The 26,745-nt window shown below is 59.8% G+C and carries 29 protein-coding genes; 12 read left to right on the top strand and 17 right to left on the bottom strand.

Going from position 1 to position 26,745, the window contains the following annotated elements:
* Nucleotides 1-97: 97 nt before the first annotated feature.
* Nucleotides 98-1,207, bottom strand: a complete 1,110-nt coding sequence (locus B0W55_RS13595; RefSeq protein ID WP_077046496.1) for an ABC transporter ATP-binding protein — start codon at nucleotides 1,205-1,207, stop codon at nucleotides 98-100.
* Nucleotides 1,204-2,124 (bottom strand): ornithine carbamoyltransferase, encoded by a 921-nt coding sequence (gene argF / locus B0W55_RS13600; protein WP_077046497.1) that lies wholly within the window; start codon nucleotides 2,122-2,124, stop codon nucleotides 1,204-1,206. The genes B0W55_RS13595 and argF overlap by 4 nt, the downstream gene beginning before the upstream one ends.
* A gap of 409 nt (nucleotides 2,125-2,533) precedes the next feature.
* On the opposite strand from argF, the gene B0W55_RS13605 reads away from it, so the two are divergent.
* The 3 genes from B0W55_RS13605 (at nucleotide 2,534) to grxD (ending at nucleotide 5,506) form a co-directional block, all read left to right on the top strand.
* Nucleotides 2,534-2,824, top strand: a complete 291-nt coding sequence (locus B0W55_RS13605; protein ID WP_077046498.1) for a hypothetical protein — start codon at nucleotides 2,534-2,536, stop codon at nucleotides 2,822-2,824.
* Between the two features lie 134 nt (nucleotides 2,825-2,958).
* Entirely contained in the window at nucleotides 2,959-5,067 is a 2,109-nt protein-coding gene (locus tag B0W55_RS13610) for a molybdopterin oxidoreductase family protein (RefSeq protein WP_077046499.1), read from the top strand.
* A gap of 97 nt (nucleotides 5,068-5,164) precedes the next feature.
* The gene (gene grxD, locus B0W55_RS13615) at nucleotides 5,165-5,506 is read left to right on the top strand and encodes a Grx4 family monothiol glutaredoxin (RefSeq protein ID WP_007943565.1); all 342 of its coding nucleotides are present in this window, start codon (nucleotides 5,165-5,167) and stop codon (nucleotides 5,504-5,506) included.
* A 188-nt stretch (nucleotides 5,507-5,694) separates the two neighbouring features.
* Here grxD and bfr read toward each other — a convergent pair whose 3' ends face one another.
* The 3 genes from bfr to B0W55_RS29985 form a co-directional block, all read right to left on the bottom strand.
* Complete coding sequence (bfr, locus tag B0W55_RS13620) at nucleotides 5,695-6,171, bottom strand: bacterioferritin (protein ID WP_077046500.1); 477 nt, start codon at nucleotides 6,169-6,171, stop codon at nucleotides 5,695-5,697.
* Between the two features lie 198 nt (nucleotides 6,172-6,369).
* Nucleotides 6,370-6,588, bottom strand: coding sequence for a bacterioferritin-associated ferredoxin (locus B0W55_RS13625; RefSeq protein ID WP_077046501.1), 219 nt, complete (start codon nucleotides 6,586-6,588; stop codon nucleotides 6,370-6,372).
* A gap of 65 nt (nucleotides 6,589-6,653) precedes the next feature.
* The gene (locus B0W55_RS29985) at nucleotides 6,654-6,893 is read right to left on the bottom strand and encodes a hypothetical protein (protein ID WP_139340913.1); all 240 of its coding nucleotides are present in this window, start codon (nucleotides 6,891-6,893) and stop codon (nucleotides 6,654-6,656) included.
* On the opposite strand from B0W55_RS29985, the gene B0W55_RS13630 reads away from it, so the two are divergent.
* Entirely contained in the window at nucleotides 6,893-7,495 is a 603-nt protein-coding gene (locus tag B0W55_RS13630; RefSeq protein WP_007971324.1) for a peroxiredoxin, read from the top strand. The genes B0W55_RS29985 and B0W55_RS13630 overlap by 1 nt on opposite strands.
* A gap of 217 nt (nucleotides 7,496-7,712) precedes the next feature.
* Here the strand turns inward: B0W55_RS13630 and rnt are convergent, their stop codons facing one another.
* On the bottom strand, nucleotides 7,713-8,390 hold the full coding sequence (rnt, locus tag B0W55_RS13635; RefSeq protein WP_077046502.1) for a ribonuclease T: 678 nt from the start codon (nucleotides 8,388-8,390) through the stop codon (nucleotides 7,713-7,715).
* Nucleotides 8,387-9,433, bottom strand: a complete 1,047-nt coding sequence (pyrC, locus tag B0W55_RS13640) for a dihydroorotase (RefSeq protein ID WP_077046503.1) — start codon at nucleotides 9,431-9,433, stop codon at nucleotides 8,387-8,389. Before pyrC ends, rnt begins: the two co-directional genes overlap by 4 nt.
* 150 nt (nucleotides 9,434-9,583) lie before the next feature.
* Here pyrC and B0W55_RS13645 point away from each other — a divergent pair, with 150 nt between their 5' ends.
* On the top strand, nucleotides 9,584-10,498 hold the full coding sequence (locus tag B0W55_RS13645; protein WP_077046519.1) for an OmpA family protein: 915 nt from the start codon (nucleotides 9,584-9,586) through the stop codon (nucleotides 10,496-10,498).
* Nucleotides 10,499-10,627: 129 nt separating this feature from the next.
* Entirely contained in the window at nucleotides 10,628-11,845 is a 1,218-nt protein-coding gene (locus B0W55_RS13650) for an argininosuccinate synthase (protein WP_007938916.1), read from the top strand.
* Between the two features lie 126 nt (nucleotides 11,846-11,971).
* On the opposite strand, the gene B0W55_RS13655 is transcribed toward B0W55_RS13650, so the two are convergent.
* Nucleotides 11,972-12,619 carry a hypothetical protein gene (locus B0W55_RS13655; RefSeq protein WP_077046504.1) on the bottom strand — a complete coding sequence of 216 codons (648 nt, stop codon included), beginning with the start codon at nucleotides 12,617-12,619 and terminating at the stop codon, nucleotides 11,972-11,974.
* Nucleotides 12,620-13,071: 452 nt separating this feature from the next.
* Between B0W55_RS13655 and B0W55_RS13660 the strand changes: the two genes are divergently transcribed.
* Complete coding sequence (locus B0W55_RS13660; protein WP_077046505.1) at nucleotides 13,072-13,698, top strand: response regulator transcription factor; 627 nt, start codon at nucleotides 13,072-13,074, stop codon at nucleotides 13,696-13,698.
* Between the two features lie 89 nt (nucleotides 13,699-13,787).
* Here the strand turns inward: B0W55_RS13660 and B0W55_RS13665 are convergent, their stop codons facing one another.
* The 8 genes from B0W55_RS13665 to metG all read right to left on the bottom strand — a co-directional run bounded on the left by B0W55_RS13665 (nucleotide 13,788) and on the right by metG (nucleotide 20,680).
* Nucleotides 13,788-13,967, bottom strand: a complete 180-nt coding sequence (locus B0W55_RS13665; RefSeq protein ID WP_077046506.1) for a PA3496 family putative envelope integrity protein — start codon at nucleotides 13,965-13,967, stop codon at nucleotides 13,788-13,790.
* Nucleotides 13,968-14,073: 106 nt separating this feature from the next.
* The gene (gene nth, locus B0W55_RS13670) at nucleotides 14,074-14,712 is read right to left on the bottom strand and encodes an endonuclease III (RefSeq protein ID WP_077046507.1); all 639 of its coding nucleotides are present in this window, start codon (nucleotides 14,710-14,712) and stop codon (nucleotides 14,074-14,076) included.
* Nucleotides 14,713-14,737: 25 nt separating this feature from the next.
* Nucleotides 14,738-15,247, bottom strand: a complete 510-nt coding sequence (locus B0W55_RS13675) for an Rnf-Nqr domain containing protein (RefSeq protein ID WP_077046508.1) — start codon at nucleotides 15,245-15,247, stop codon at nucleotides 14,738-14,740.
* Nucleotides 15,240-15,851 (bottom strand): RnfABCDGE type electron transport complex subunit G, encoded by a 612-nt coding sequence (locus B0W55_RS13680; RefSeq protein WP_077046509.1) that lies wholly within the window; start codon nucleotides 15,849-15,851, stop codon nucleotides 15,240-15,242. The genes B0W55_RS13675 and B0W55_RS13680 overlap by 8 nt, the downstream gene beginning before the upstream one ends.
* Nucleotides 15,848-16,834 carry an RnfABCDGE type electron transport complex subunit D gene (locus B0W55_RS13685; protein WP_077046510.1) on the bottom strand — a complete coding sequence of 329 codons (987 nt, stop codon included), beginning with the start codon at nucleotides 16,832-16,834 and terminating at the stop codon, nucleotides 15,848-15,850. Before B0W55_RS13685 ends, B0W55_RS13680 begins: the two co-directional genes overlap by 4 nt.
* A complete protein-coding gene (rsxB, locus tag B0W55_RS13690; RefSeq protein WP_077046511.1) occupies nucleotides 16,821-17,837 on the bottom strand; it encodes an electron transport complex subunit RsxB in 1,017 nt (338 codons plus the stop codon). The genes B0W55_RS13685 and rsxB overlap by 14 nt, the downstream gene beginning before the upstream one ends.
* Nucleotides 17,834-18,403 carry an Rnf-Nqr domain containing protein gene (locus B0W55_RS13695; RefSeq protein ID WP_077046520.1) on the bottom strand — a complete coding sequence of 190 codons (570 nt, stop codon included), beginning with the start codon at nucleotides 18,401-18,403 and terminating at the stop codon, nucleotides 17,834-17,836. The genes rsxB and B0W55_RS13695 overlap by 4 nt, the downstream gene beginning before the upstream one ends.
* A gap of 225 nt (nucleotides 18,404-18,628) precedes the next feature.
* On the bottom strand, nucleotides 18,629-20,680 hold the full coding sequence (metG, locus tag B0W55_RS13700; protein WP_077046512.1) for a methionine--tRNA ligase: 2,052 nt from the start codon (nucleotides 20,678-20,680) through the stop codon (nucleotides 18,629-18,631).
* A 245-nt stretch (nucleotides 20,681-20,925) separates the two neighbouring features.
* Between metG and apbC the strand changes: the two genes are divergently transcribed.
* Nucleotides 20,926-22,020, top strand: coding sequence for an iron-sulfur cluster carrier protein ApbC (gene apbC / locus B0W55_RS13705; RefSeq protein WP_077046513.1), 1,095 nt, complete (start codon nucleotides 20,926-20,928; stop codon nucleotides 22,018-22,020).
* A gap of 128 nt (nucleotides 22,021-22,148) precedes the next feature.
* Here the strand turns inward: apbC and B0W55_RS13710 are convergent, their stop codons facing one another.
* The gene (locus B0W55_RS13710) at nucleotides 22,149-22,907 is read right to left on the bottom strand and encodes an SDR family oxidoreductase (protein ID WP_077046514.1); all 759 of its coding nucleotides are present in this window, start codon (nucleotides 22,905-22,907) and stop codon (nucleotides 22,149-22,151) included.
* 164 nt (nucleotides 22,908-23,071) lie between these two features.
* Between B0W55_RS13710 and B0W55_RS13715 the strand changes: the two genes are divergently transcribed.
* The 4 genes from B0W55_RS13715 (at nucleotide 23,072) to groL (ending at nucleotide 26,584) form a co-directional block, all read left to right on the top strand.
* Nucleotides 23,072-23,803: a HugZ family protein gene (locus B0W55_RS13715; protein ID WP_077046515.1), complete on the top strand. Its 732-nt coding sequence runs from the start codon at nucleotides 23,072-23,074 to the stop codon at nucleotides 23,801-23,803.
* A 66-nt stretch (nucleotides 23,804-23,869) separates the two neighbouring features.
* The gene (locus tag B0W55_RS13720; protein ID WP_077046516.1) at nucleotides 23,870-24,346 is read left to right on the top strand and encodes an FxsA family protein; all 477 of its coding nucleotides are present in this window, start codon (nucleotides 23,870-23,872) and stop codon (nucleotides 24,344-24,346) included.
* Nucleotides 24,347-24,594: 248 nt separating this feature from the next.
* A complete protein-coding gene (locus B0W55_RS13725) occupies nucleotides 24,595-24,888 on the top strand; it encodes a co-chaperone GroES (RefSeq protein WP_077046517.1) in 294 nt (97 codons plus the stop codon).
* A 49-nt stretch (nucleotides 24,889-24,937) separates the two neighbouring features.
* The gene (groL, locus tag B0W55_RS13730) at nucleotides 24,938-26,584 is read left to right on the top strand and encodes a chaperonin GroEL (protein WP_077046518.1); all 1,647 of its coding nucleotides are present in this window, start codon (nucleotides 24,938-24,940) and stop codon (nucleotides 26,582-26,584) included.
* Nucleotides 26,585-26,745 lie beyond the last annotated feature (161 nt).

The following is a 26,745-nucleotide window of genomic DNA, read 5'->3' on the forward strand; positions in this document are numbered from 1 at the left end:
GCGGGCTTGCTCGCGAAGGCGTCCTGTCAGTCGATATGATTGTCGACTGGCACTACGCCTTCGCGAGCAAGCCCGCTCCCACATTTTTCCGCGTGTATCAGTTGGCGGTGCTGTAGCGTCGAACGCCGGATTCCACGCTCGGTATCTGCGCCGCGGTGCTGCCACTGGCCTGAAACAACACCAGATGTTCCGCCGCCACGCCAATCCCCACGTGCGCCCCGACCTGATGATCGGCATGGCTGGGGAAGATCGACTCCAGCTGCGCACCTGTCGGCATCTGCAGGCGATACAGGGTCGAGGCGCCCTGGAACGACTTGCCGACGATGCGCGCCCGCAAGGCGCTGTCCGGCGCATAGACGATGTCGTCCGGGCGCAGCAATACATCGACCGCCCCCCCGACCGGCCAGGTGTAGGCCCGATTGCCGCGCAACTCACCGAGCTCGGTCTGCACCGATTCCGGGCTGCTCAACTGACCGCGTATGAAGTAGCCCTGGCCGATGAAACTGGCTACATAGGGCGTCAACGGTTCGTGGTACAGGTTGTAGGGCGTGTCCCATTGCTCCAGCCGACCTTCCTTGAACACACCGACATGATCACTGACCGCGAAGGCTTCTTCCTGGTCGTGGGTCACCAGAATGGCGCTGGTGCCCCGGGCCTTGAGAATGTCGCGCACCTCATGGCTGAGCTTGCGACGCAATTCGCCATCGAGGTTGGAGAAGGGTTCGTCGAGCAACAGCAGTTGTGGCTCCGGCGCCAAGGCGCGGGCCAGGGCGACGCGCTGCTGCTGGCCACCGGAAAGCTCATGGGGAAAGCGCTTGCCGAGGTTTTTCAGGTTGACCAGTTCCAGCAGCTCTTCGACCACACGATCCTTTTGCGGATGCTTGCGAATGCCGAAAGCGATGTTGTCGGCCACGCTCAGGTGCGGAAACAGCGCGTAGTCCTGGAACACCATGCCGATCCGGCGTTTCTCCGGTGCCAGGGTGAAACCGGCGCTGGAAATGGTCTCGCCGGCCAGCTGGATATCACCTTCGTGCACCGGCTCGAACCCGGCGATGGCGCGCAGGGTGGTGGTCTTGCCGCAGCCGGAAGAACCCAGCAGGCAACCGATGTCACCGGCGTTCAGGTGCAGGTTGAGGTTCTGCACCACTCGCTGGTCCTGATAGCCACAGGCGAGGTTGCGCAGGTTAAGCAGTAATGGCTGGCTCATGCGTGGTGGTACGCCGGCTCGACGAGGAATTCGAGCAGGGCCTTCTGCGCGTGCAGACGGTTTTCCGCCTGATCCCAGGCCACCGAGCGTGGATCATCGAGCAAGTCGACGCTGATCTCTTCGCCACGGTGGGCCGGCAGGCAATGCATGAACAGCACATCGTCGGCGGCCAGGTCGAGCAGCGCGCGGTTGACCTGATAGGGCGCGAACAGCTCAAGACGCTTGGCGGTTTCCTCTTCCTGGCCCATGGAGGTCCAGACGTCGGTGCTCACCAGATGGGCGCCGCGCACGGCATCCTTCGGGTCGCGCACGATGGTCACCCGATCGCCGGCCTGGGCCACGAACACCGGGTTGGGCTCATAACCTTGCGGGCAGGCGATGCGCAACTGGAAGTCGAACTGGATCGCCGCTTCTATATAGCTGTTGCACATGTTATTGCCGTCGCCGATCCAGGCCACGGTTTTGCCTTGGATAGAGCCACGGTGTTCGAGGAAGGTCTGCATGTCGGCCAGCAACTGGCACGGGTGCAGATCGTCGGACAGGCCATTGATCAGCGGCACCCGGGAATTGGCGGCGAATTCGGTCAGGGTGCTGTGGGAAAAGGTACGGATCATCACCGCATCGAGCATGCTCGACATGACGATGGCGGCGTCGCTGATCGGCTCGCCGCGGCCCAGTTGGGTGTCGCGCGGCGACAGGAAGATCGCCTGGCCCCCGAGCTGGATCATGCCGGCTTCGAACGAAATGCGGGTGCGGGTCGAGGACTTCTCGAAGATCATCCCGAGCACGCGGTTTTTCAGAGGCTCGAACAGTACGCCGCGGTTACGCAGGTCCTTGAGCTCAACGCCTCGACGGATCACGCTGACCAGCTCTTCGGGCGTGCAATCCATCAGGGAGAGAAAGTGCCTTGCGCTCATCATTGACTACCTTTTTGCTACAAACCGCAGATGCTCAAAGCCTTGTTTAACGGAACAACGGGCGAGACCTGCGGCGTAAGCCGCACGGGGCGACGAAATAGGGGAAGGCGCGATCTTATAATTAAATGTCGCGTCTTACCAATAGGGCTACGGTTTTTAGGGGATTTCAGAGGGGCTACGGGATAACCGCAGTAGCGCTTTTGAAGCCTGTTTCCTGACAGCAGCCAGGCATTTGTACACCGCCCCTGCGCAGCTTGGCAATCGAGTGGGGCGGTGGGAGAGCATCGGCCGTCGGTTTCTGACCTGTCGTGCCGGGACGTGTTTAAACGGTGCGTTCCATCTGAAACATTTGCTAATGCAAAGTGCTGGGTTATAAATAAAACACCCGCGATGCAGGAAGCCTCCGCCGATGGAATCGAAAGAACAGCAGCTAATGGAATTGCTCGGCCTCACGGCCCGCTCCCTGACACACCTCACCGCCTCTGTCACATCCATGTCCTTCGAACTGCTGCGCAGTCACGACCCCGTGACCCGGGATGCCGGGCGCAAGATGATCGACCGCATGGCCACCATCAGCAGCGGGCTCGACGAGCACTGGCGGCTGATCGGCGAACTGACCGGCGTGCATGTCGCCCACGAACAGATCGAAACCGTCCAGGAAATCCAGATGCAGGCGCCGCCCAGGCTGCCGTCGAGCTGATCCTGCGTTGCCATCGGCTGGCCTGATGGACCGCAATTCACAAGACAAACGTCGCTGGCGCGCTCGCGGGGCAGGCGCCATAGTTTTGTTTCCGCGGCCGACCTTGCCCGCCCAGAACAAGACAGAGACTGGCCATGACCAAGACTCTCCATCACCGTGCCTGCCACCTGTGTGAAGCCATCTGCGGCCTGACCATCGAAACCACCGAGGTCGATGCCGGCCATTTGCAGATCACCTCGATCAAGGGGGACCCCCTGGACACCTTCAGCCGCGGGCACATCTGCCCCAAGGCCGTGGCCCTGCAGGACATTCAGAACGACCCCGATCGCCTGCATCAACCGATGCGGCGCGTGGGCAGCGAATGGCAGCCCATCGAATGGGAAGACGCATTCAAGCTGGTCGCCGAACGTCTGGCTGACATTCAGCAGCGCCATGGGCAAAACGCAGTGGCGGTCTATCAGGGCAATCCCAGTGTGCATAACTACGGGCTGATGACCCACAGCAATTACTTTCTCGGCCTGTTGAAAACCCGTAACCGGTTTTCCGCGACTTCTGTGGATCAACTGCCCCATCACCTGACCAGCCATTTGATGTACGGCCATGGCCTTCTGCTGCCAATCCCGGACATCGATCACACCGATTTCATGTTGATCCTTGGCGGTAATCCACTGGCATCCAACGGCAGCATCATGACCGTGCCGGATGTGGAAAAGCGTTTGAAGGCGATTCAGGCCCGTGGCGGCAAAGTGGTGGTGGTCGACCCGCGTCGCAGTGAAACGGCGGCCATCGCCGACCAGCATCTGTTCGTGCGTCCCGGTGGCGACGCGGCGTTGCTGTCTGGCTTGCTCAATACCTTGTTTGACGAAGGCCTGACCCGGGATGTCCACTTGCCGGTCGACGGTCTGGATCAGGTGCGCGAAGCCGTCGCCGGTTTTACCGCCGAGACCATGAGCCCGTTGTGTGCGGTGCCGGCCGAACAGATCCGCCAGTTGGCGCGGGACTTCGCCGCAGCCCCGAGTGCTGTGTGCTATGGGCGCATGGGGGTCTCGACCCAGGCGTTCGGTACCTTGTGCCATTGGCTGGTGCAGTTGATCAACCTGGTCACCGGCAACCTCGACCGTGTCGGTGGTGCCCTGTGCACAGAGCCAGCAGTGGACCTGGTGGCGTCGACCTCGGGCGGGCATTTCAATTTGTGGCAGAGCAGGGTTTCCGGGCGCCCGGAGTATGCGGGCGAGTTGCCGGTATCGGCCCTTGCCGAGGAAATGCTCACCGAAGGGGAAGGGCAGGTCCGCGCGCTGATCACCGTGGCGGGCAACCCGGTGCTGTCTACACCCAACGGACGTCAGCTGGAACAGGCGCTGGACGGGCTGGAGTTCATGGTCAGTGTCGACCTGTATATCAATGAAACCACCCGTTACGCCGACCTGATATTGCCGTCCACTTCAGCGTTGGAAAACGATCACTACGACACCACGTTCAACATGTTCGCGGTTCGCAACGTCAGTCGTTTCAACCGGGCGATCCTGCCCAAGCCGCAAGGGGCTTTGCACGACTGGGAGATTTTCGTCGGCCTGGCCAAGGCGTTTGCTGCAAGGACCGGCAAGGAATTGAAACCGACCATCGCACCGGCGCAGATGATCGATCGCGGCTTGCGCATGGGCTTGTATGGCGATGCCTCCGAGTACAAATTGTCGTTGGCGACCCTGTTCGATCATCCCCATGGTGTCGATCTCGGCCCGCTCAAGCCTAATCTCGCACCGCGACTCAAGACCGCCAATCAGCGAATCCAGGCGGCACCGGAGGCCATTCTGGCCGACCTCGAGCGCTTTGCCACGATGCAGGCGCCTGTGGCCGATGAGTTGTTGATGATCGGTCGTCGGCACGTGCGCAGTAATAACTCCTGGATGCACAACTATCACCGATTGGTGAAGGGCAAGCCGCGGCATCAGCTGTTGATGCACCCGGATGACCTGGCCAGTCGTGGCTTGAGCGACGGTCAGCGCGTGCGGGTCAGCTCGCGGGTCGGGGCGATCGAGGTGGAAGTGCTCGGCAGCCTGGATATGATGAAGGGTGTGGTCAGCCTTCCTCACGGTTGGGGTCATGCGCGTCCGGGTGTGCAGATGACCATTGCCAGTGGTCAGCCCGGTTCCAGTGCCAATGACCTGACGGACGAATGTCAGCTCGATGAGCTGTCGGGGAATGCGGCGTTGAACGGCGTGCCGGTGACGGTGGCGGCGGCCTGATCGTATCTGACGGAGAGACCGAGCATGGCGCTCGGCTTTCCGTTACAATGCGCCACCGTGCCGACCCATGAGTCGGAAAGTTCAGCCGAGGTGCTCCATGGATATCATCGAAACGATTAAAGAGCAGATTGCCAACAACACCATTCTGCTTTACATGAAAGGTTCGCCGAATGCCCCGCAGTGTGGCTTCTCCGCGAAAGCCGCGCAGGCCGTGATGGCATGTGGCGAAAAGTTTGCGTACGTGGACATCCTGCAGAACCCGGAAATCCGCGCCAACCTGCCAAAATACGCCAACTGGCCAACCTTCCCGCAACTGTGGGTCGGTGGTGAGCTGGTCGGCGGTAGCGACATCATGACCGAGATGGCTGCAGACGGTTCGCTGCAAACCACCATCAAGGCGGCTGTCGAAGCGGCTGCGGCGAACAAGACCGAAGCCTGATCCTGCTTCCTGCAGGAGCGAGCTCGCTCGCGATGGACCAAAGAACGCCGCGGAGAAACAGATTACCCGCGTTATCGTTGACGACCATCGCGAGCAAGCTCGCTCCTACAAGAGCAAAGGCACAAAAAAGCCCCGCCTCTTCAACAGAGCGCGGGGCTTTTTATTGCATCGAATTTAGTGCCGAGTCATTACTCGTCATCACCCATCTGCGATTGCAGATAGTTTTCGATACCAATTTTGTCGATCAGGCCAAGTTGGGTTTCCAGCCAATCGATATGTTCTTCTTCGGACTCGAGGATATCTTCAAGCAGCTCACGGCTGCCGAAGTCGCCGACGGTTTCGCAGTGAGCGATAGCCACTTTCAGATCGGCATGGCCGGTTTTCTCGATACGCAGGTCACACTCAAGCATTTCCTTGGTGTGCTCGCCGATGTGCAGCTTGCCCAGGTCCTGGACGTTCGGCAGGCCTTCAAGGAACAGGATGCGCTTGATCAGCTTGTCCGCGTGTTTCATCTCGTCGATGGACTCGTGGTACTCGTGCTTGCCGAGCTTGTTCAGGCCCCAGTCTTCATACATGCGCGCATGCAGGAAGTACTGATTGATTGCGACCAGCTCATTGCCAAGGATTTTGTTGAGATGCTGGATGACTGTAACGTCGCCTTTCATGATGGGGTCCTGCCCTGTATTAGCTGTCTATAAGGCAGAGTTTGAGCCGCACAACTAAGAGTGTCAAACCTAAGTTATTGAATAATATATGAAAATTAATCGGAATAAGAATGTTTGTGTTCCGCGTCTAGCGCCTAAGCAATTGATTTTAAGACATAAAAAAACCGGACATGAGTCCGGTTCTTTGAGATTCGATAGTTATGCAGCTGTAAATTCCACTGGAAAGGGAATCGCAGCCTGGGCGGTTTGCACAGTGGTCAGGGTTTCGCGGACCACTTCCTTGGCAAGGGTCGCACATTTACCGCATTGGCTGGCAACGCCAGTGGCTTGGCGGACTTCCTTGTAGCTGCAGCATCCTTCATAGATCGCATCGCGGATTTGGCCATCGGTGACGCCAATGCAGAGGCAAACATACATAAGTGAAGACCGTCGCTCGTTTATGTTTTGAATGCGATGGATCTTAATGTTAACGAGAATGATTGTCAAAGTGCTTTGCCGAAGGTTTTTTCGGGGCTGACGAACGGTTTGCCCTCCGGTGCCATGCCCGGCATTTCGCCACTGCGATTTTTGCATTGAAGGGAGAAACGGTTGAGGACAGACAAAAAACGCAGTGTATGATGGCCGGTCTTTTCGAAACGGGTTTGTGTCACAGGGCTGTCGCCTGAGGGTGGCAGGCTGGCGCAAACCTGAGTTTTTACGTTACTACACCAGGAGATATCCAATGAGCGTACTCGTAGGCAAACAAGCCCCTGACTTCACCGTACCGGCCGTACTCGGCAATGGCGAGATCGTTGACAGCTTCACCCTGTCTTCGGCCATCAAAGGCAAATACGGCCTGGTGTTCTTCTACCCGCTGGACTTCACCTTCGTTTGCCCGTCGGAGCTGATCGCTCTGGACAACCGCATGTCCGAGTTCAAGGCGCGTAACGTTGAAGTGGTTGCCGTTTCGATCGACTCGCATTTCACCCACAACGCCTGGCGCAACACCCCGGTCAACAATGGCGGTATCGGCGAAGTCCGTTACACCATGGCTGCCGACATCAAGCAGGAAATCATGAAGGCCTACGACGTCCAGTCCGCTGACGGCGTTGCATTCCGTGGCGCATTCCTGATCGACGACAAAGGCGTTGTCCGCTCGCAGATCATCAACGACCTGCCACTGGGTCGTAACATGGAAGAGCTGCTGCGTCTGGTAGACGCGCTGCAATTCCACGAAGAGCACGGCGAAGTCTGCCCTGCCAACTGGAAAAAAGGCGACAAGGGCATGAACGCTTCGCCAGAAGGCGTTGCTGCTTACCTGACCGAGCACGCCGCTGCTCTGTAAGGCACGCTCCAGGTACAAAAAAACCGGCCCTCGAGGCCGGTTTTTTTATGCGTGACACAATCTGAGCTGCTGGCTGGAACGCGACGCCGAACCTGTGGCGAGGGAGCTTGCTCCCGTTGGGCAGCTCAGCAGCCCTCGAACAGGCCTGCTGCGCAGTCCAGCGGAAGCAAGCTCCCTCGCCACAGGTTTGCGTTCATACCAGGAGAATCGCGACAAATCAGTCGTCGAAATCTTCCCAGCCACCCATCTGCTTCCAGCGATTGACGATGCCGCAGAACAGCTCGGCCGTCTTCTCGGTGTCGTAGCGAGCCGAGTGGGCCTCGCGACCGTCGAAGTCGATATCGGCAGCCTGACAGGCCTTGGCCAGCACCGTCTGACCATAGGCCAGGCCGGCGAGGGTGGCCGTGTCGAAGCTGGAGAACGGGTGGAACGGGTTGCGCTTCATGTCCAGACGCGCGACGGCGGCGTTGAGGAAGCCCAGGTCGAAGCTGCTGTTGTGGCCGACCAGGATCGCCCGCTTGCAGCCGTTGGCCTTCAAGGCCTTGCGCACGCCACGGAAGATATCGTTCAGCGCAGTCTCTTCACTCACGGCCATGCGCAGCGGGTGATCAAGCTTGATCCCGGTGAACTCCAGTGCTGCTGCTTCGACGTTGGCGCCTTCGAACGGCTCGACCCGGAAGAAGTAGGTGTGATCCGGGTAGACAAAACCCTTTTCATCCATGGCGATGGTGGTCGCGGCGATCTCCAGCAGGGCGTCGGTGGCCGAGTTGAAGCCACCGGTCTCTACGTCGACGACCACCGGCAGGTAGCCACGGAACCGGGCCGCCATTGGATGACGCGAACCGCCTCCACCGCCTTGACCTTCCAGTTCGTCGTCGAAATGGTCTTCACTCACGCGTGTTCCTCCAGCAGGCGCCAGCGCAGTTTTTCACCGGCGCGCAGCGGGATAACGGTCAGCTCGCCAAACGGCAGGCTGGCAGGGGCGGTCCATTCTTCGCGGACCAGGGTGATGCGATCGGTGTTCGCCGGCAGGCCGTAGAAGCGCGGGCCGTTGAGGCTGGCGAAGGCTTCGAGCTTGTCCAGCGCATTGCGCTGTTCGAAGGCCTCGGCATACATCTCGATCGCCGCAAAAGCGGTGTAGCAACCGGCGCAACCGCAGGCGGCTTCCTTGGCGTGCTGGGCGTGGGGTGCCGAGTCGGTGCCGAGGAAAAACTTCTCGCTGCCGCCGGTAGCGGCGTCCAGCAGGGCTTCCTGGTGGGTGTTGCGCTTGAGGATCGGCAGGCAGTAGAAGTGCGGCCGAATCCCGCCCACCAGCATGTGGTTGCGGTTGTACAACAGGTGGTGGGCGGTGATGGTCGCGCCGACGTTGGCCGGGGCCGAGTTGACGAACTGCACGGCGTCAGCGGTGGTGATGTGCTCGAACACCACCTTCAAGGTCGGGAAACGCTCGACCACACGACGCATGTGCTCATCGATGAAGATTTTTTCGCGGTCGAACACGTCGACATCGCCACGGGTGACTTCACCGTGGATCAACAAAGGCATGCCCACTTCGGCCATGGCCTCGATCGCAGGGAAAATCTTGTCGATGCTGGTGACGCCAGAGTCCGAGTTGGTGGTCGCGCCGGCCGGGTACAGCTTGGCGGCGTGAACGAAACCGCTGGCCTTGGCCTGGCGAATTTCTTCAGGCTGGGTGCGGTCGGTCAGGTACAGCACCATCAGCGGTTCGAACTGGCTGCCGGCCGGGCGGGCCGCGAGGATCCGCTGGCGATAGCCGTCGGCTTCAGCCGCATTGCGAACTGGGGGTACCAGGTTGGGCATGATGATGGCGCGCCCGAAGGTGCGCGCGACATCCGCGACGGTATTGGTCAACACAGCACCATCGCGAAGATGAATATGCCAGTCGTCGGGACGCAGCAGGGTCAGGCGGTCGGACATGAGGGGATTCCAGGCGGGTCAAACTGAGGGGAATGCTACCGGAAAAGACTCTTGCAGGCACTCGCTATCAAGTTTTGCCGCAAGCTTCCGATATCCAACAGGTATGCCGTAATGTCGGTCTTTGTGTTGCAGAAGCCAGTGGAGCCTCCCGTGCGCCAGCGTTATTTAGCCTTGCTCAGTGTGTTTGCCAGCCTTCCCGCGATGGCGCTCACTTTCCAGACCCGTCTGGAGAGCATCGAGTGGACGGTCGAAGGCGACAAGTTCGAGTGCCGCCTGACTCAGCCGATCACTGACTTCGGCTCCGGGCAGTTCGTGCGTCGTGCGGGCGAGCAGGCGACGTTTCGGCTCAACGCCTATAACGCGATGATGGGCGGTGGTTCGGCGACCTTGTTGGCCGCCGCGGCGCCGTGGCAGCCAGGGCGCGAGGATATCAACCTGGGCACGGTGCGCATCGGCAGCGGCAACGTGTTGTTCAACAGCTCACAAGCCCAGGCCGGGCGTTTGATCAACGGCCTGATCGATGGCCGCAGCCCCGTGGTTCGGCATTCTTCGGGGGATGGCAGGGTATCGGAAGTGCGCCTGTTGCCGGTGAGGTTCAACAAGGCGTTTGCCGACTATCAGGGGTGCGTGGCCAAGCTGCTGCCGCAGAATTTCGATCAGGTGAAGCAGTCGCAGATCGGTTTCCCGGGTGGCGGCATCGACCTGGATGCGGCTGCCAAGGCCCAACTGAAGGTGATGCTCGAGTACATGAAGGCCGACCCGACGGTCAATCACATCGAACTCGACGGCCACTCCGATAACAGTGGCAATCGCCTCACCAACCGTGATCTGTCGCGGCGCCGGGCATTGGCCGTCATGGAGTTCTTCAAGGCCAATGGCATTCTGGAGTCGCAGATTACCCTGCGATTCCATGGCGAAAGCTATCCGCTGGCGCCCAATACCAACAATGCCAACCGCGCGAAAAATCGGCGGGTTGCCGTGCGCCTGGAGCGTGGCGCTGCGCCAGAACAAGTGGCTCCTCAAGCGCCTCAAGCCCCAAAGCCGGCCAATTCGGCAACGTCCTGACCGATCGGTCATCGTCGCGCCCTCGACAGAATCTGTCGCTTCGTCGTCATAAGCTGTCGCGCCACTGTAAATTATTCTGCATGAGCGGTAGACTTCACGGCTTTCCGTAGAACCCCGTGGAGTGATGGCATGGCGGACGTAAACAAGGTCGTTCTGGCGTATTCCGGCGGCCTGGACACTTCGGTGATCCTCAAGTGGCTGCAGGATACTTATAACTGTGAAGTCGTGACCTTCACCGCTGACCTGGGTCAGGGCGAAGAGGTCGAACCTGCACGCGCCAAGGCTCAGGCCATGGGCGTCAAAGAGATCTACATCGACGACTTGCGCGAAGAGTTCGTGCGCGATTTCGTCTTCCCGATGTTCCGCGCCAACACCGTCTACGAAGGCGAGTACCTGCTGGGTACGTCCATCGCACGTCCGCTGATCGCCAAGCGCCTGATCGAAATCGCCAACGAAACCGGCGCTGACGCCATTTCCCACGGCGCCACCGGCAAGGGTAACGACCAGGTTCGTTTCGAACTGGGCGCCTACGCCTTGAAGCCAGGCGTGAAAGTGATCGCTCCGTGGCGCGAATGGGACCTGCTGTCCCGTGAGAAGCTGATGGATTACGCTGAAAAGCATGCGATCCCGATCGAGCGTCATGGCAAGAAAAAATCGCCGTACTCGATGGATGCCAACCTGCTGCACATCTCCTATGAAGGCGGTGTGCTGGAAGACACCTGGACCGAGCACGAAGAAGACATGTGGCGCTGGACCGTCTCCCCGGAGAACGCGCCCGACAAGCCGCAGTACCTGGAGCTGACCTACCGCAACGGCGACATCGTGGCACTGGACGGCGTCGAAATGACTCCGGCCACCGTGCTGGCGACCCTGAACCGTATCGGTGGCGAACACGGTATCGGTCGTCTGGACATCGTCGAGAACCGTTACGTGGGCATGAAATCCCGTGGCTGCTACGAGACCCCTGGCGGCACCATCATGCTGCGCGCCCACCGTGCGATCGAATCGATCACCCTGGACCGCGAAGTGGCTCACCTCAAAGACGAGCTGATGCCGAAATACGCCAGCCTGATCTACACCGGCTACTGGTGGAGCCCTGAGCGTCTGATGCTGCAACAGATGATCGATGCGTCCCAGGCACACGTGAACGGCGTCGTGCGCCTGAAGCTGTACAAGGGCAATGTGATCGTCACCGGTCGCAAGTCCGACGAATCGTTGTTCGATGCCAACATCGCGACCTTCGAGGAAGATGGCGGCGCCTACAACCAAGCCGACGCAGCGGGCTTCATCAAGCTCAACGCCTTGCGCATGCGCATTGCCGCGAACAAGGGCCGCAAGCTGTTCTGAGCCCTTTGAGCCTGTAAACGAACCGTGGCCCCGTCATCGATGGGGCCACGGTTTTTTTTCATTCCGAGAACTCGATTTTCAGGCTGATCTCGCGCAAGCAGGCCGAGAGCCGCCGTCGATGTTGGATTACCGGCCATTTGTCAGCGACCCCGGCTCCATGACCGTCACCCGTTGTGAACTTAAATCGTAGGCAACGCAGCAACGGGGGCCGCCTCGTTTGGTTCGCTGCCTGGAAAACTTGAGCAGGCACTCTTTCAGCGATTTTTCCAACGCCCGGTTGGTCAGCAATACAACCAGATCGGTCTTTCCCTCCTGGGGTTTTTTAACCTTGTCCAGCAAGGCGCTGAATTCCACTCGGCTGTTCATCCAGCGTGCGTCGATGATGTGCATGTCTTTCAATAACGCAGGCAAGCGAATGTGATTGAGCAGGCGGGCTTGTTCGGGTGGTGCCTGGGTGCTGCAAGATGAAGCGCCCGACCCTGGGGATTTCACCGCGGCGTTACTGTCCTGCGGATCGACTTCATCCATGGCCTTGAGGAAGTTTTCGTCTTTTTCAAAGTCCGAAGGCGAGTACAGCGACCGGTAATTGAAGTTGAGAGTGGCGAAGAAAAGGAACAATAGATAAAACGGAAAGCTGATCAGAAACCACACATAGATTTCTCTTTCATCGTTATCGAGGAATGGCAGAGAAATGGCGGCGGAAGTTTCAGACAGTGTTGCGAATGTCGCGATGAGCGTCATGGGGTTGGTCATTCGTTTCTTGAGTCTGGTCATATTGAATACTCATGGCTTTTGTCGATGCCCGCTTGATTGGTTTTGAGTTGAGATCACTGTTGTTGGGTTTCGATTTTTCGATTGGGTTAATAATTATCCATGCATGATTTTTTGCTGTAAGAGCAAGTAGATGCTCGGTGTGTGATATTTCCGGAGTTGATCTGGCAGCCCTGAAGTTTGGTTGCCTTTGATACAGCGATGCACGTGCCCACTGTTTTTTCAGGTCCGAACCGGAAGCAAACCGATACGGAAAACCACTGGCGCCATAAGGCAATCAAGGGGATACATTTTTCGCGACGTTGGGTTCGATGAAATTTTGTAAGATTAATCCGCGTTTCTTGTAGGGAATGTCTCTCGGTGCGGGTCGCCGGGTGGCGCGGCATGCCATGGGTGAAACGACTAGGCTATTGTGCGGGCTCTAAAAATTCGAACAGCGAAAATTGGACTTGCCCATGAATAAAGTGCTGATCGTGGATGATCACCCCGTCATTCGTCTTGCGGTGCGTATGCTGATGGAACGTCATGGCTACGAAGTTGTTGCGGAAACCGATAACGGGGTGGATGCATTGCAACTGGCGCGCGAATGCATGCCGGATATTGTCATTCTGGATATCGGGATACCCAAACTGGACGGGCTGGAAGTCATCGCGCGACTGTCATCGACGGCAATGCCGATGAAGGTGCTGATATTGACTTCCCAGGCACCGGGGCACTTTTCCATGCGCTGTATGCAAACGGGGGCTGCCGGCTATGTCTGCAAGCAGCAGGATCTCACCGAGCTGCTCAGTGCAATAAAGGCAGTGCTTTCCGGCTACAGCTACTTTCCCAATCAAGCCCTGCATACGGTGCGTGCAAGTTTGGGCAATGCCAGCGAGGCCGAAATGGTGGATCGTCTCTCCGGGCGAGAAATGATGGTGTTGCAACAGTTGGCCCGAGGCAAGACCAACAAGGAAATTGCCGATGGCATGTTTTTGAGCAACAAGACCGTCAGCACTTACAAGACGCGGTTGTTGCTCAAGCTCAACGCGCGTTCACTGGTCGATCTGATTGAGCTGGCTCAACGCAATGGAATAGTGTGACTTTATCGACGGAGACGATTCGCGATGAGCGCGCATTTATCGCAGTACGGCGCAATGAAAAAAGCCTCCGTAACGGAGGCTTTCAGGTGTCATAAGTCAAAATCGTAATCGGCCAATTGCTTTTGCAGTCGGCGCTCCTCCAGAAGATTGTCGATGGTGCGGCGCTTGCTCAGGTTGGTTTTCGCTACTTCGACCACCGGATCGGCATCATCAGCTTCAACGGCAGCGAATTCATCATCTACGTCCAATTGCTCTTTGCCAGTGCTCATTTAGTTACTCCAGGCTAAGACGGCCTTTGGCGCTCCTTATATCGACAATCCTACGGCGGGTAAAAAAGATTTTTTCAATCGGCGTATCGGTATTTTCAATAGCGCCTCAATCGTCGGAGGTCTTTTGCTTGTATTCGCACAAGTCTTCGATCCGGCAGCTGCCGCAGCGTGGCTTGCGGGCCAGGCACACATAGCGCCCGTGAAGGATCAGCCAGTGATGGGAATCGAGCAGGTATTGCCTGGGCACGAACTTCATCAATTTTTTTTCCACCTCGACCACATTCTTGCCCGGAGCAATGCCGGTGCGGTTGCTGACCCGGAAGATATGGGTGTCGACCGCCATCGTCAGCTGACGGAATGCCGTATTGAGCACCACGTTGGCGGTCTTGCGGCCCACGCCGGGCAGGGCTTCGAGCTCTTCGCGGGTTTGTGGCACTTCGCCCGCGTGACGCTCCACCAGCAAGCGACAGGTCTCGATCACGTTTTTCGCCTTGCTGTTGAACAAGCCGATGGTCTTGATGTATTCCGACAACCCTTCGACGCCCAGTGCGTGAATCGCAGCAGGTGTATTGGCGACGGGAAACAGTTTGGCCGTGGCTTTGTTGACGCCGACATCGGTCGATTGCGCCGAAAGAATCACCGCGATCAGCAACTCGAACGGTGATGAATAAGCCAGTTCAGTCTTCGGCTCCGGATTGTCTTCATGCAGCCTGCGGAATATTTCCAGACGTTTTGCGGCATTCATGGGCGGTGAGTTTCCTCGAAAACGATCATTGTTCAGATGTTGGACGGTGCCACGCCTGCCAGGCGGCGATCAACAGTCCCAGCAGAATGAAACCGCCAGGGGCCAGCGTGGCCAGGTGCAAGCCACCGTCGGCGCCCAACTGGCGCAGCACGCTCACGCCCACCATCAGGGCGCCGAATGCGCCACACAGGCGCAGGCGATCGCGCCAGGCAGTCCGCAAGAATCCGCCGTGCTCCAGCACGACACATTGCAACGCGATCAGCGCTGAATAAATCCCCATCTGTTGATGCCATTGCAGTGACCACACCTGCAGGCCGAGCTCTGCGCAAGTGGTCAGCGTGGCGGCGACGATCACGCTCGCCAGCACATGCGTCGTTGCCAGCAAGCGCGAGCGCAACGCACTCATCACAGCGCCAAAGGCACAGACCACAACGATGAACATCAGGCATAGGCCCAGTGCACTCATCAGCGAGCCGGTGGCGCCGACCAGCGGGGCAAGCATCAAGGCGTGCTGCAACGGCGGTGATTTACTCATGGGAAGGCCCCTCGAGCAGTGATTGCCGGTGTGTGTCGAAATAGCGAAGCGCGTCGTGGGTGGCGTTGATCACGGCTCTGGAGGTGATGGTCGCCCCGGCGATCTGGTCGAATTGTCCCTGGTCTTTCTTCAAGGCCCAGCCTTTGTCGTCCGGCTCGACGAGGGATTTTCCGGAAAACAGCGAGAGCCATGCATTGGGCCATTCGGCGATCCTGGCGCCCAGCCCCGGCGTTTCGGTCTGTTCGAGGGTCTTGACCCCGAGCAGCCTGCCATTGAGATCGATGGCGATCAGCAACTCGATGCTTGCCGCATACCCCCTCGTCTGGCTGCGCAGTAACACGGCAGTGGCCTGGCCGGTCCGGGTCGCGCGCCATCCGCCCTGCAGCGTACTGGTGCCCAACGCGGTGTCGTCCAGGCTGAGCGGTTGTTCCAGCGGCAAGTTGTCGTAGCTGTCGCGGGGCAGCAGGTCCAGCAGTTTGTCACTGTCGATCAGGCGTTGTTCTGCCGCAATGCGTGGCGCGCTGTTGTACTGCGCGACGTAGCTCAGCCCGATCCCCAGAGCGGCCAGCAACGCCAGAACGAAAACGCTCGATCCGCGGTTCATGGTGCGGTCCGCTCCTGCCGGGTGGCGACAAGGCGCTCCAGCGCCGGCACACCGAGGTTCATCAACAGCACGGCAAAGGCCACCCCATCCGGGTAACCGCCCCATGTGCGAATCACATAGGTCAGCAGCCCGACGCCGGTTCCGAACAACAGTCGCCCGCCAGGTGCCTTCGCGCCGGATACCGGTTCGGTGACGATGAAAAACGCGCCCAGCATGCTGGCGCCGCTGAGCAGATGAAACAGCGGCGAGCCATTGGAGTCCGATCCCGAGCCGTTCCAGCACAACAGGCTGATGATGAACAGGCTGGCAAGCATGCCGACCGGCGCATGCCAGCTGATGACTTGTCGCTGCAGCAGAAATGCGCCGCCCGCCAGAAATGCCAGGTTGACCCATTCCACCCCCCGTCCACCGAAGTGGCCGAACGCCTGGTTGCTCGAGAATAGTTCGTCCATGGTCAGGCTTTTGTTGATCCGCAGGCTGTCCAGCGCCGTGGCGCGGACCCAGGCATCGGGTGCATGGCCGAAGCCGAACACCTGTTGCAGACCGCCCCACAGATCCATGCCGTGGGCCGCGGGCCATTGGGTCATCTGTTGGGGAAAAGTCACCATCACCAGGGCAAAACCGAGCATCGCCGGGTTGAAAGGGTTGCTGCCGACACCGCCGTACAGGTGCTTGCCGAACAGCATGGCCGAGGCGACGGCACTGACCGTCAGCCACCAAGGGCAGTAGGGCGGTAACGCAAGGGCCAGCAGCGTTGCGCTGACGAGGGCACTGCCATCGCTCAACGTCGGCTTGAGCGCCCGCTTGCGCAAGTGCAGCACCGCGGCTTCCACGACCAAGGCACCGGCGCTCGCCAGCAGCAGATTGATCAACACCCCCCAGCCGTATAGCCAGAACAACGCCAGCATGCCAGGCAGGGTCGCCAGCAGCACCGTTTTCATCGCCTGCTGCAGGCGTGTGTCGACCGACTCAAGGGGTTGCATGGGCGTCCACCTGGCGTTCGGCTTCGCGCACGGCGAGTTCCAGGGCTTCTAACTGCGCGGTGGAGGCTTGGGCGGCCTGGGCTTTTTTCAGTTCGGAGCGACGCATGGCCAGCTGGATCTTCGCCCGATTCAAATCGGCGTTCTTTGCTGAAGCGGTCACGGGAGCAATCGCAGGTGCAGGCGGCGCGCTGCGTTCCAACTGCGCCAAGGCCTGTTCGGCGGCTTCGAACTGTTGTTGCAGCACAATCAACTGCGACTGCTGCTCGAAGGTCGGCGGGTGGCCGAACGCCTTGAGGGATTTGGTCAATTGCGCGCGGCTCATCGCCACATCGATCCTGGCTTTCTTCAAGGCGGCATCGGCGTTGGCCGCTTTCTGCGCCCGAACTCGCTCAAGGGCCGCCTGCACCGGATCGAGGCTGACTTCATTGGGCTGAACGGCCCGTTGGGCGCGGGCCTGACGTTCGGCGATTTTCTGTTGTTCTTCCCTTTGCAAACGGGCATTGCGTTGCTCGAAGCGGCGCCGCGCGTGATTGCGCTTGGCGGCCCTGGCCCGTTGCTCTTCAAGGCTGAACGCCATGCCACCGACAATCGGCAGCACCGTGGCCGTCGGCAGCGGGCGCATCTCGATACAGTCCACCGGGCAGGGCGCCACGCACAGATCGCAACCGGTGCACTCATCGATGATCACCGTGTGCATCAGCTTGGCGGCACCGACGATGGCATCCACCGGGCACGCCTGGATGCATTTGGTGCAGCCGATGCACTCGGCTTCGCGAATGTAGGCGATCTGCGCCGGTGCTGAACCCCGGCTGACATCCAGCTCCAACACCGGCACGTTCAGCAGTTCGGCCAGGGCGTTGATGGTTTCTTTACCGCCCGGCGGGCACTTGTTGATTGGCTCGCCACTGGCGATGCCTTCGGCGTAAGGCTTGCATCCGGGATGCCCGCACTTGCCGCATTGGGTCTGCGGCAACAGGGCGTCGATGCGTTGAATCAGACTCATGTTTTGATCAGTCCGGTGAATCCGAGAAAAGCCACTGCGATCAGTCCGGCACCGATCAGGTCGATGGGCAGGCCGCGAAAAGGCAGGGGAATATCATTGTCGAGTGTGCGTTGACGCAAGTCGCTGAACAGACTGAGCACCAGCCAGAACCCGAGCCCGGCCCCCAGGCTCAGGGCGGCCGCAGCCAACCAGCCTTTGTCGTTCTGCACACTGAGCAGCGCCAGCCCGAGCACGCCGGCGTTGCCCAGCAACAGCGGCCACAACCCCTCGAACGACAGTGTTGAGAACAGCCGCGACAGGCCGCTAAGCAGCGGAGCGATCAGCAGCACGCTCAGGGGCAGCAATACAAACAGGCGCAACCCAGTGATCTGCAGCGGCACCAGCAACCAGTGATAGAACGCATGACCAAGTACACCGACGATCAGCATCAGGCAGGTGGTCGCGATGCCCAGGGCATGAACCTGCCGACGTCGGGCCGCCAACAACGGATCGACACCCAGCGGCCAGTGCAACGCGAGGTTGTTGATCAGGGCGGTGCTGACAAGCATTAGCAGTGCTTCGGTCATGATCGTGCCGGCGTTTGTAGGAGCGAGCTTGCTCGCGATGGACTCAAGGCCGCGGTGTTCAACCTGTGGCCACGCATTATCGTTGACGACCATCGCGAGCGAGCTCGCCCCCACAGGGAATGGGCTGACGCTCAGGCATTATCCGGCAAGGACGGAGGGTGGGCCAGACATGAAAATCCCACAGTCGCGTCAGGCACGACTGTGGGATCGGGTTACCGCGTTGCCTTACTTGATCCGCTGACCAGGCTTGGCGCCGCTGTCCGGGCTCAACAGGTAGATTTCTTCACCGCCGGGACCTGCCGCCATCACCATGCCTTCGGAGATGCCGAACTTCATTTTCCGTGGCTTGAGGTTGGCGATCATCATGGTCAGGCGACCATCGAGCTTGGACGGATCCGGGTAGGCGCTCTTGATCCCGGAGAACACGTTGCGTTGTTCGTCGCCGATGTCCAGGGTCAGGCGCAACAGTTTGTCGGCGCCTTCCACGTGTTCGGCCTTGACGATCAGCGCCACGCGCAGGTCGACTGCGGCAAAGGTGTCGAAGTCGATTTCCGGCGACAGCGGGTCCTTGGCCAGCTCGCCGTTGCCGGCGGGTTGGGCCTGGCCGGTGTCGGTCTGACTGGCGGTCAGGTCTTCTTTCGAAGCGTCGGTCATGGCTTGCACCTTGACCGGGTCGATCCGGGTCATCAACGGCTTGAACTCGTTCAACTGGTGATTGGCCAGCCAGATCTGATGGTCGTTCCAGGTCAGTGGCGCGACGTTCAGGAACGCCTCGGCGTCGGCAGCCAGCAGCGGCAGCACAGGCTTGAGGAAGATCACCAGTTGACGGAACAGGTTGACGCCGGTGGCGCAGATGGCCTGCACCTCATCCTGCTTGCCTTCCTGTTTGTTCAGCGACCACGGCGCCTTGTCGGCGATCCAGGCGTTGGCGCGGTCGGCCAGGGCCATGATTTCGCGCATGGCACGGGCGAAATCGCGGGCTTCATAGGCGTCGGCGATGCCTGGCGCAGCAGCCAGGAAGGCTTCGGTCAGTTCCGGCGCGGCGTTGGTGTCGACCATCAGGCCGGCATTGCCCTTGTGGATGAAACCGGCGCAACGGCTGGCGATGTTGACGACTTTGCCCACCAGGTCGGAGTTGACCTTCTGCACGAAGTCTTCGAGGTTCAGGTCCAGGTCGTCGACGCCACGGCTGAGCTTGGCCGCGTAGTAGTAGCGCAGGTATTCCGGCGACAGGTGGTCCAGGTAGGTGCGGGCCTTGATGAAGGTGCCACGGGACTTGGACATTTTCTGACCGTTGACGGTCAGGTAGCCGTGCACGTTGATGCCGGTCGGCTTGCGGTAGCCCGCGCCTTCGAGCATGGCTGGCCAGAACAGGGCGTGGAAGTTGACGATGTCCTTGCCGATGAAATGGTACAGCTCGGCGGTGGAGTCCTTGCCCCAGAACGCGTCGAAGTCCAGCTCCGGCGTGCGGTCGCACAGGTTCTTGAAGCTGGCCATGTAGCCGATCGGCGCATCGAGCCACACGTAGAAGTATTTGCCCGGCTCATCGGGAATTTCGAAACCGAAATACGGCGCATCGCGGGAGATGTCCCACTGTTGCAGGCCGGCGTCCAGCCATTCGGCGATCTTGTTCGCCACGGCGTCTTGCAGGGTGCCGCTGCGGGTCCAGGTTTGCAGCATTTGCTGGAAGTCCGGCAACTTGAAGAAGAAGTGCTGGGAATCCTTGAGCACCGGGGTGGCGCCGGAGATTGCCGACTTCGGATCCTTCAGGTCGGTCGGGGCGTAGGTGGCGCCGCATTTTTCGCAGTTGTCGCCGTACTGGTCTTCTGTGCCGCACTTCGGGCAGGTGCCCTTGATGAAGCGGTCGGCCAGGAACATTTTCTTTTCCGGGTCGAAATACTGGGTGATCGAGCGGGTGGCGATGTGCCCGGCGTCGCGCAGCTTCAGGTAGATATGGCTCGACAGCTCACGGTTTTCTTCGGCGTGAGTGGAGTGGAAGTTGTCGAAGTCCACCAGGAAGTCGGCAAAGTCGGCGCTGTGTTCAGCCTGGACGTTGGCGATCAGTTGTTCCGGGGTGATGCCTTCCTTTTCCGCGCGCAGCATGATCGCCGAACCGTGGGCGTCGTCGGCGCAGACATAAATGCATTGGTTGCCGCGGTGCTTCTGGAAGCGCACCCACATATCGGTCTGGATGTATTCCAGCATATGGCCAAGGTGAATCGAACCATTGGCATAGGGCAGGGCGCTGGTGACGAGGATCTTGCGTGGCTCGGACATGGGGCTCGGCTACTTGATGAAACGGAGGTCGGCCACTATAAAGCGGTGGCGTTAATTTTTCACCCTGTGCGCCTGTTTCATTGGAGGAGCAACCTGTGGGGGGCTTGCCGGCGATAACGGTCTTGAGTACGCCATCGCCGGCAAGCCGTGCTCCTGCAGAGGACGTTTTTTTTCGCCATCCCGCCCGACGATCAGAACAGGTACGATACCTGCCTGATTTTCCAGTCTCGTTATCGGAGTTGCCCATGAGCGCCGTCAATCGCGCAGCGGTGGAAGCCGTCCTTCGTCAGTACACCGACCCTTACCTGAACCAGGACCCGGTCAGCGCCGGATGCGTGCGCAGCATCGATGTCCAGGGCGATCGCGTCAGCGTCCAGCTGGAGCTGGGCTACGCCGCCGGCCTGTTCAAGAGTGGCTGGTCACAGATGCTGCAAATGGCCATCGAAGGCCTCGATGGCGTAGCGTCGGCCCGGGTCGACATCACCAGCGTGATCGCCCCGCACAAGGCCCAGGCACAGATCCCGGGCCTGGCCAACGTCAAGAACGTGGTGGCCGTGGCGTCCGGCAAGGGCGGCGTGGGCAAATCCACCACCGCTGCCAACCTGGCGTTGGCCCTGGCCCGCGAAGGCGCCAAAGTGGGCATCCTCGATGCGGACATCTACGGCCCGAGCCAGGGCATCATGTTCGGCATCACCGAAGGCACCCGCCCACAGATCAAGGAACAGAAGTGGTTCGTGCCCATGGAGTCCCACGGCGTCGAAGTGATGTCCATGGCCTTCCTGACCGATGACAATACGCCGATGGTCTGGCGCGGGCCGATGGTTTCCGGCGCCTTGCTGCAACTGGTGACCCAGACCGCGTGGGGCGACCTGGATTACCTGGTCATCGACATGCCGCCAGGCACCGGCGACATTCAACTGACCCTGGCGCAGAAAGTGCCGGTGGCCGGCGCGGTCATTGTCACCACGCCACAGGACCTGGCCCTGCTCGACGCGCGCAAGGGCGTGGAAATGTTCCGCAAGGTCAACATCCCGGTGTTGGGCGTGGTGGAAAACATGGCCGTACACATCTGCTCCAATTGCGGACATGCCGAGCATCTGTTCGGTGAGGGCGGTGGGGTGAAACTGGCCAACCAGTACGGCGTCGAGCTGCTGGCTTCGCTGCCGCTGTCGATGGTCATCCGCGAACAGGCCGATGGCGGCAAGCCAACGGTCATCGCCGAGCCGGACAGCCAGATCGCCATGGTCTACCAGGAGCTGGCCCGCCACGTCGGCGCGCGGATCGTGTTGCAGGAAGCGTTGTCGCCGGCAATGCCGAACATCAGCATCAGCGACGATTGATCGCCTGCACGCGGTCAAAATTGTGGGAGCGGGCTTGCTCGCGAAAGCGGTGGATCAGTCGACATATCCGTTGAATGACTCACCGCTTTCGCGAGCAAGCCCGCTCCCACATTCGTTATGGGGTGTCTTTAAATGCGCAATCCGCCATCCATCTCCAGAATCCGCCCGGTGTAGTAGTCGTTCTCGAAAATATACGCCGCCGAATGGGCGATCTCCTCAGGCTTGCCCATGCGCTTGAGCGGAATCCCCGAAGTCATCTTCTCCAGCGCCTCGGGCTTCATGCCCAGGGTCATCTCGGTTTCGATGAAGCCCGGTGCGATGCCGGCCACGCGAATGCCGTAGCGCGCCAGTTCCTTGGCCCAGGTCACGGTCGCGGCGGCGACACCGGCCTTGGCGGCGGAGTAGTTGGTCTGGCCGACGTTGCCGGCACGGGAAATCGACGAGATATTGATGATCGCGCCGCTGTTGTTCAGCTCGACCATTTTCGCCGCGACTTCACGGGTGCACAGGAACACGCCGGTCAGGTTGACGTCGATGACTGCCTGCCACTGGGCCAGGCTCATCTTGGTCATTTCGCCATCCTTGACCTTGAGCAGCAGACCGTCGCGCAGGATGCCGGCGTTGTTGATCAGACCATGGATCGCGCCGAAATCTTCGGCGACCTGCGCGACCATGTGGGTCACCTGCTCTTCGTTGGCGACATTGCACAGGTAGGCGCGGGCTTCTGCACCCGCGGCCTTGCACGCGGCCACGGCGGCATCGAGCTTCTCCTGGTTCAGATCCACCAGGGCCAGCTTCGCGCCCCTGGTCGCGAAATACTCGGCCATGGAGCGGCCTAAACCCTGGCAACCGCCAGTGATAATGATTACTTTGTCAGTGAGTTGCATTCGCATGCCCCGGTAGCAGGTCTGAGTTGGTTTCCTTCTTGAGCCCCTCTCGATCTGCGCCCGACGTGGCCTGGCTGCACATGAGAACTGCCCTGATGGCGCACTGGAACTTTCGCCAGTCGCCCGTCCGTTTTTCTGACGGATTCTATAAAAGGAGTCATAAATTGAGCGTTGAAGTTGCCAAGCATGCCCGAGAATTGCTGCTCAAGGAATACCGTGGCGTCCTGTCGACGCTCTCCAAGGCCATGCCCGGTTTTCCGTTCGGCTCCGTCGTTCCTTATTGCCTGGACGAGCAGGGCCGGCCGTTGATCCTGATCAGTCGGATCGCCCAGCACACCCATAACCTGCAGAAGGACCCCAAGTGTTCGCTGCTGGTGGGCGAGCGCGAGGCCGAAGATGTGCAGGCTGTGGGCCGTCTGACCTACCTGGCCGAAGCGCACAGGATCGAGGACCAGGCCGCCATTGAAGCGGCCGCTGAGCGCTACTACCGTTATTTCCCCGATTCACAGAACTACCATAAGGCCCACGATTTCGATTTCTGGGTGCTGCAGCCGGTGCGTCACCGCTACATCGGCGGTTTTGGCGCCATCCACTGGATCGACAACCTCACCTTGGTCAACCCGTTCGCCGGCAAGGCCGAAGCGAGCATGATCGAGCACATGAATGCCGATCACGCCAAGGCCATCGCCCATTACGTGGATCTGGCGCGATTGCCGAAAACCGCACCGGCGCAAATGGTCGGTATCGACAGCGAAGGCATGCACCTGCGCATCGGCCAGGGCGTGTATTGGTTGCCGTTCCAAGCCCCGTGTAATACGCCGACACAAGTTCGCGAAGCCTTGGTTTTCCTGGCTCACGCCGAGCAGTGGCCGAAAAATGAAGTGGCCGATGCTTGAATTCACGAAAGGGCGACGTCATCTAAGGTGAACTGGCAAGGCATTCTTGCGTTGAGGAACCATTTGATGCGCCCTTTTTTGTTGCTCTTTCTGCTGTTTCCGGTGCTGGAACTGTTCGTATTCGTCAAAGTGGTCGGTGCCATCGGGTTTTTCCCGGCCCTGCTGCTGATCATTCTCGGCTCGATGTTCGGTATTTTCGTCCTGCGGGTCGCTGGCCTGGCCACGGCGCTGCGTGCCCGTGAAAGCCTGAACCGCGGCGAGCTGCCGGCCCAGACCATGCTTGAAGGCCTGATGCTGGCACTGGCCGGTGGCCTGTTGATCCTGCCGGGCTTCATCAGCGACGTGGTCGGCCTGATCATGCTGCTGCCGGTCACCCGCCGCCTGCTGGCCAACAAGATGCGCCAGCGTGCCGAGGAACAGGCGATCCGCCAGCGTGCGTTCGCCGATGACCTCCAGCCCCGTGGCGGTCCATCGCCACGAGAGCCACTGGGCCGCGAGCCCAATGTGATCGAGGGCGAGTTCGAACACCGCGACAGCAAGTAGCTTCTCCCATGACACGGCACCCTCGGGTGCCGTGATCGTTTGCGCGGTATCGAGGTGAAAATTTTTCGATCCCCGCCCTTGTAATAAGCTTATGCGCCCTTATGTAACGGTCACCGCAAGGTTTCTGGCAATCACGCCAGGCAGACTTCCGCGGTTCGCTCGACGAACCGCACCCGGCACCGCCGGACTTTGTTAAACCCGCCGGGACTACACCGGCCGATGAAAACCACAATTAGGAGAGATCGACAATGAAGCTTCGTCCTCTGCATGACCGCGTCGTCATCCGTCGCAGCGAAGAAGAAAAGAAAACCGCTGGCGGTATCGTCCTGCCAGGTTCGGCTGCCGAAAAAGCCAACAGCGGCGAAATCCTCGCTGTAGGCAGCGGCCGCGTACTGGAAAACGGTGAAGTGCGCGCACTGTCCGTAAAAGTGGGCGACAAGGTTGTGTTCGGTCCTTACTCCGGCAGCAACACTGTGAAAGTCGACGGCGAAGACCTGCTGGTAATGGCTGAGAACGAGATTCTCGCTGTTATCGAAGGCTGATTACCCGCTCATTTTCCCGCTACTACAAAGTATTTAAGGAATATCGATCATGGCTGCTAAAGAAGTTAAATTCGGCGATTCCGCCCGCAAGAAAATGCTCACCGGTGTCAACGTCCTGGCTGACGCAGTAAAAGCGACCCTCGGCCCGAAAGGCCGTAACGTGATCATCGAGAAGAGCTTCGGCGCTCCGACCATCACCAAGGACGGCGTTTCCGTAGCCAAAGAAATCGAACTGGAAGACCGTTTCGAAAACATGGGCGCGCAGCTGGTCAAAGACGTTGCCTCCCGTGCCAACGATGACGCAGGCGACGGTACCACCACCGCTACCGTTCTGGCTCAATCGATCGTCAACGAAGGCCTGAAAGCCGTCGCTGCCGGCATGAACCCGATGGACCTCAAGCGCGGTATCGACAAGGCGACCATCGCCATCGTCAAAGAGCTGAAGTCCCTGTCCAAGCCATGCGCCGACACCCGCGCCATCGCTCAGGTAGGCACCATCTCCGCCAACTCCGACAGCTCCATCGGCGACATCATTGCCGAAGCCATGGAAAAAGTCGGTAAAGAAGGCGTGATCACCGTTGAAGAAGGCTCGGGCCTGGAAAACGAACTGTCGGTTGTAGAAGGCATGCAGTTCGACCGTGGCTACCTGTCCCCGTACTTCGTCAACAAGCCAGAGACCATGGTCGCTGAGCTGGACGGCCCGCTGATCCTGCTGGTCGACAAGAAGATCTCGAACATCCGCGAAATGCTGCCAGTGCTGGAAGCCGTTGCCAAAGCCGGCCGCCCACTGCTGATCGTGGCCGAGGACGTTGAAGGCGAAGCCCTGGCGACTCTGGTTGTGAACAACATGCGTGGCATCGTCAAAGTCGCAGCCGTCAAGGCTCCAGGCTTCGGCGACCGTCGCAAGGCCATGCTGCAGGACATCGCCGTCCTGACCGGCGGTACCGTAATCTCTGAAGAGATCGGCCTGAGCCTGGAAAGCACCACCCTTGAGCACCTGGGTAACGCCAAGCGCGTGACCCTGTCCAAGGAAAACACCATCATCGTTGACGGTGCTGGCGTACAGGGCGACATCGAAGCACGCATCGCTCAGATCCGTGCCCAGGTTGCCGAGACTTCCTCGGACTACGACCGTGAAAAACTGCAAGAGCGTCTGGCCAAGCTGTCCGGCGGCGTTGCAGTGATCAAGGTTGGCGCCGGTTCCGAAGTTGAAATGAAAGAGAAGAAAGCCCGCGTTGAAGACGCCCTGCACGCTACCCGTGCAGCCGTTGAAGAAGGCGTGGTGCCTGGCGGTGGCGTGGCCCTGATCCGTGCCCTGCAGGCACTGACCGAACTCAAAGGCGACAACGCCGATCAGGACGTGGGTATCGCTGTACTGCGTCGTGCTATCGAAGCACCGCTGCGTCAGATCGTTGCCAACTCCGGCGACGAGCCAAGCGTAGTGGTCGACAAGGTCAAGAACGGCCAAGGCAGCTTCGGCTACAACGCCGCGACTGGCGAGTACGGCGACATGATCGAAATGGGTATCCTGGACCCAACCAAGGTCACCCGTTCGGCTCTGCAAGCTGCAGCGTCCATCGGTAGCCTGATCCTGACGACCGAAGCGGCCATCGCTGATGCACCGAAGAAAGAAGGTGCAGCTGGCGGCGGTATGCCAGACATGGGCGGCATGGGTGGCATGGGCGGCATGATGTAAGCCAGCCTTACCCCTGTACTGAAAAACCCCGCCTGCGAAAGCAGGCGGGGTTTTTTATTGCTGATGAATCAAGGTCCGCATCGATCCATTGTGGGAGCGGGCTTGCTCGCGAAGACGGTGGGTCAGCCAACATCAATGTAGGCTGACCCACCGTCTTCGCG

The organism is Pseudomonas sp. KK4, assembly GCF_001984065.1.
Lineage (GTDB): Bacteria > Pseudomonadota > Gammaproteobacteria > Pseudomonadales > Pseudomonadaceae > Aquipseudomonas.